General features: G+C 58.5%; 1 protein-coding gene. It reads right to left on the bottom strand.

The annotated features are described in order from the left end of the window. Positions 1 to 617 (bottom strand): ATP-binding protein (locus LQD11_RS15430; protein ID WP_238618348.1); only part of this gene is annotated, 617 nt, incomplete at its 3' end. Between the last annotated feature and the right edge of the window lie 319 nt (positions 618 to 936).

The raw sequence follows: 936 nt of genomic DNA, 5'->3' as shown, positions 1-936 counted from the left end.
GAGAACAGACTGACCTTGCTGAACTTGGACACACCGGTGAGCAGGCAGAATTTCAGATGGGGATCGGCGTCCTTGAGGACGGAATACAGGTTTTTCAGCCCTTCCCGCAGTTCGCGGGCCGCGTCGGCATCGGTGATGTTGTCCAGGATGGGCTTGTCGTATTCGTCGATCAGGACCACCACCCGCTGGCCGTGCTGATGGTGGGCCATGCGGATCAGATCGGAAAACTCGCCAGCGATGTCCTGGGCGCCGCTGTGTTCGATGCCCAGGCGTTCCCGGTTGGATTGCAGCAGGTGCCGGATGCGGGTGTCCAGTGCCGACCGATTGACCATCACCCCATCGGCAAAACTGATCCGGACGACCGGATGGCGGATCTGCCAGTCCCAGCGGTCGTGGATGTAAAGACCACGGAACAGGGGCTCGTTAGCCTCGAACAGTTCCTTGAGGGTGTCCAGCAGCAGGCTCTTGCCGAAGCGGCGGGGGCGGGAGAGGAAGTAATAGCTGCCTTCATCGATCAGCTGATGAAGGTAGGGGGTTTTATCCACATAGTAGAATCCGCCGGTGCGGATTTTGCCGAACGCCTGTACGCCGATGGGGAGATTGAGCTGGGTAGCCATGGAAGGAACTCGGCTCCTGGAAGTTCACTGTCGGGGCAGAATACCACGAAGCCGGGGCTGGCCTTGCGGGAGCGGCCTTTGGTTGCGAGCGCAAAGACATTCCCTCCCCCTGGGCGACAAAAGAAAATATGAACCATTTCGCACTTTTGACGCCAAGCAGTTGTATCCATAGTGGAGGTATGGGATTTTGATCCCGTCGCCATGTATCGGCGCTCACGGATGAACTCTCAGGCTCACGGAAGATTCCAGGGATTGGCCTGGCCGCGCGACACAAAGCCCCGTCACATGGACAGTGACGGGGCTTTACTTTGTGCGTTGT

Origin of the sequence: Ectothiorhodospira shaposhnikovii, from assembly GCF_022227765.1 — a bacterium.
Taxonomy (GTDB): domain Bacteria; phylum Pseudomonadota; class Gammaproteobacteria; order Ectothiorhodospirales; family Ectothiorhodospiraceae; genus Ectothiorhodospira.
Note: the sequence above shows the minus strand (reverse complement) of the source record. Positions and strands in the feature narration are given on the sequence as shown.